Consider the following 2,895-nt stretch of genomic DNA (forward strand, 5'->3'; position numbering starts at 1 on the left):
ACGGCGACGGCGGCGGCTCTGCGCACGTTCGGTTGCGATCGCGCGCTTTGCCGGCGTGCGGTCCGGGGCTTCGCCGATGCCGTGGGACGCATGCTGACCATGGGGTTCCTTCGTCGAAAGATCGGGAGGGGGCGTGGGGATCGGGCGTACGGCGGCGCGCTACGGGTTGAGCACGACCTTTCCGGCGACGGTCCCGGACTCGGCCAGCCGCAGGGCGTCGGCGACGCGCGCGAGCGGCAGCTGGGCGGCGATCTGGGCGGTGACCTCGCCGCGCTGGAGGGCGGTGAAGACCTGTGTGAGGTCGGCGCGCAGCCGGGCCCGGAAGCGGTCGCGGGACAGGGCGCGCCCGGCCCACACGTTGAAGAAGCAGGCGTGGCGCCGGTTGGGCAGGGCGTTCCACAGCCATACCCGGCCGAGCAGCTTGAGCACGGGCAGCTGACCGGACCCCTGGTCGTCGCGGGTGGAGGCGCTGCCGTAGGAGACGAGCGTGCCGCCCGGGGCGAGGAGGCGCCAGGAGTCGACGATGCCGGGGCCGCCGACGTGGTCGAACACGGCGTCCACCCCGCCGGGGGCGAGGGCGCGCACGCGCGCGGGGATGTCGTCGGTGCGGTAGTCGACGGGTTCCACGCCCTTCTCCCGCAGGGCGTCGTGGTGGCGGGCGGAGGCCGTGCCGATCACCTGGGCACCCGCCGCCCGTGCGAGCTGGACCAGCACCGATCCGACGCCGCCGTTGGCCCCGTGCACCAGGACGGTCTGGCCGGCGCGGACCCGTGCCTTGCGGTGCAGCATCTGCCAGGCGGTGATGCCGTTGACCACCAGGGTCTCGGCCTCCGCGGCGCCCACCCCGGCGGGCACCAACACCACGTCGGCCGCGTCGACGAGGACGTGGCTGGCCCAGCCGCCGACCTTGACGAGCGCGGCCACCCGAGCGCCGGTGAGGCCGGGCTCGACGCCCGGACCGGCCGCGAGGACGGTGCCGACGAGGTCGTAGCCGGGCACGAAGGGGAACGGCGGCTGGTCGTAGTACCGGCCGCGGCGCATCTGCTGCTCGGCGAAGGAGATGCCGGTCGCCTCCATCCGGATGACGACCTGTCCGGCGCCCGGGGTGGGCACGGTGCCGTGCCGGAGCTGGAGTCCGTCGGGCTCAACCTTGCCCGGCAGGACGACCTCGACGAGTTCTTCGGCGTTCACGATGACCTCCATGGGCCCACTGAGTTACGTACTTTCGTGTTCGTTATAAGTTGTAACTCAGTGCCGAGTGGAGTGTCAATAGTTTTCGTGACAGCCTCTAACTGAAACGCCTCCCTCTAGCTGGCGGACGGCAGTGCCCGCCCCAGGATCCCGTCGAGGTCGGCGCTGTCGGGCAGGGTGCCGAAGGAGTGCCCCCAGTCGCCGTCGAGCCGGGTCGCGCAGAACGCGTCGGCGACCGCGGGCGGGGCGTGCCGGACCAGCAGGGACGCCTGGAGGGTCAGCGCCATCCGCTCCACGAGCCGACGGGCCCCGGACTGCGTGACCTCGCCGAGCCCGGACCTGAGCCGGGCCACGGCCGCGTCCAGCCGGGTGTCCGCCCCCTGCGCCAGGGCGAGTTCGGCGAAAAAGGCGTCCGCGGTGGCGGGCTCGCGGGTCAGCGCCCGCAGCACGTCGAGGGCGTTGACGTTGCCCGAGCCCTCCCAGATCGACAGCAGGGGAGCCTCGCGGTAGTGCCGGGGCATGCCCGACTCCTCCACGTAGCCGTTGCCGCCGAGGCATTCCAGCGCCTCCGCGGTGAAGGCCGGCCCTCGCTTGGTCACCCAGTACTTGCCGACGGCCGTCGCGATCCGCCGGAAGGCCCGCTCGCCCTGCGGGCCGTCGCCTGCGCGCACCGACCGGTCGGCGGCCCCGGCCAGCCGCAGGGTGAGCGTCGTCGCGGCCTCGGACTCCAGCGCCAGGTCCGCCAGGACGTTGCGCATCAGCGGCTGGTCGAGCAGTCGCGCGCCGAACGCGCCGCGGTGGCGCGCGTGATGGCCGGCCTCGACGAGCGTCTTGCGCATCAGGGCCGCCGACATCATCACGCAGTCCAGGCGCGTGCAGTTGACCATCTCGATGATCGTCTTCACGCCCTGCCCCTCGGGTCCGACCAGCCAGGCCACCGTCCCGTCGAACTCGGGCTCGGAGGACGCGTTGGAGCGGTTGCCGAGCTTGTCCTTGAGCCGCTGGATGCGGAAGGTGTTGCGGGTGCCGTCGGGCAGCACGCGCGGTACCAGGAAGCAGGACAGGCCGTCCGGGGCCTGGGCGAGGACCAGGAACACGTCGCACATCGGTGCCGAGGTGAACCACTTGTGGCCGCGCAGGGTGTACATCCCGGGCTCGGCGGTGGGCGTGGCCGTCGTGGTGTTCGTCCGGACGTCCGATCCGCCCTGCTTCTCGGTCATCCCCATGCCGGCGAGCAGCCCGCGCTTCTGTGCCGGCACCCGCAGCCCCGGGTCGTACTCGCGGCTGGTCAGCAGGGGTTCGTACACCTTCGCCAGCTCCGGCTGGCGGCGCAGGGCGGGGACGGCGGCGTACGTCATCGAGGTGGGGCAGCCGTGCCCGGCCTCCGTGTGCCCCCACACCAGGCCGCCGGCCGCGCGGGCCACATGGGCGCCGGGCCGGCCGTCCGCCCAGGGCGCCCCGGCCAGGCCCTCGGCGACGGCGACCCGCATCAGCTCGTGCCAGGAGGGGTGGAAGTCGACCTCGTCGACGCGGTGGCCGTACCGGTCGTGTGTGCGCAGTACCGGCTCGTGCCGGTTGGCCAGCTCACCCCACTCCTGCGCCTCGGGACCGCCGGCCCGCAGCCCGAGCCGGCGCAGGCCGGCCTCCGCCCACCCGGCGCCCTCGCGCCGCAGCCCCTCCAGCAGGGCCGCGTCGTCGGAGGCG

The 2,895-nt window shown here is 73.6% G+C and carries 2 protein-coding genes; both read right to left on the reverse strand.

Features of this window, described 5'->3' with window-relative positions:
- Window positions 1–159: 159 nt before the first annotated feature.
- Window positions 160–1,203 (reverse strand): medium chain dehydrogenase/reductase family protein, encoded by a 1,044-nt coding sequence (locus BZL64_RS37365; RefSeq protein WP_208639608.1) that lies wholly within the window; start codon window positions 1,201–1,203, stop codon window positions 160–162.
- Between the two features lie 104 nt (window positions 1,204–1,307).
- On the reverse strand, window positions 1,308–2,895 hold a 1,588-nt coding region (locus tag BZL64_RS37370), incomplete at its 5' end, for an acyl-CoA dehydrogenase family protein (RefSeq protein ID WP_086773435.1).

The sequence above is a fragment of the Streptomyces bobili genome (genome assembly GCF_002154575.1).
In the GTDB taxonomy this organism is placed as follows: Bacteria; Actinomycetota; Actinomycetes; order Streptomycetales; family Streptomycetaceae; genus Streptomyces; species Streptomyces bobili.

Bases quoted from the DNA above. Each gene is read 5' to 3' on its own strand.
- BZL64_RS37365 (WP_208639608.1), bottom strand. From the start codon at position 1,203: ATGGAGGTCATCGTGAACGCCGAAGAACTCGTCGAGGTCGTCCTGCCG.